General features: G+C 56.8%; 2 pseudogenes. Both read left to right on the plus strand.

Annotated features, from left to right (window positions below):
- Positions 1–117, plus strand: a pseudogene (locus AB4Y34_RS41850) (IS5/IS1182 family transposase); the annotation flags it as partial.
- Between the two features lie 293 nt (positions 118–410).
- Positions 411–634, plus strand: a pseudogene (locus AB4Y34_RS41855) (IS110 family transposase); the annotation flags it as partial.

Here is a 634-nt window from a genome sequence, read left to right on the forward strand (position 1 = left end):
TTCCGGCGTCTCGCACGTGACTATGAACGGCTTCCCGAAACTCTCGCTGGGCTTCATTTCGTCGTCTTCGCAATGCTCATGCTTGTCCACGCCGTGCCAGTACTTCAAAGTTCCTAACACGCTCTAATCGACTCATTATGCACGTCCAACCCAACGTACACCGTGCTATCGTTCTTGATGCTGGCTTCCGTGGTGGAAATCGCCGGGTGTGGTCCTGTCCATACCGTGCGGCTCTGGCAGCGATGCTAACCGGGTTTTGATTCGCGGCGCTAGGCCAGCCGCCTGCCTCACGGAAATGGAATGGACGCCTCCCGCACGCGAGCGGTGACCCCGCTCGTACACGAGGAGCTTCAACGTGTTCGAAACCGAGGATTATTAAGGTCTTCAGAGCGAACCGGAGGTGAACAGCCATGAACCCCATCCCCGTAGGTGTCGACATTGCCAAAAGCGTCATTCAGGTCCACTGGGTAGACCCGAAGAGTGGTGAAGTCATCAACAAAGCAATCAGGCGGGACCGGTTTCTCGAATACTTCGCAAACCGCCCCACTTGCCTGATCGGAATGGAAGCATGTGGCGGTGCGCCCCATTGGGCGCGGCAACTGATGAAGTTGGGGCATCAGGTGAAGTTGATGCC

Origin of the sequence: Paraburkholderia sp. BR10954 (assembly GCF_040965775.1) — a bacterium.
Lineage (GTDB): Bacteria > Pseudomonadota > Gammaproteobacteria > Burkholderiales > Burkholderiaceae > Paraburkholderia > Paraburkholderia youngii.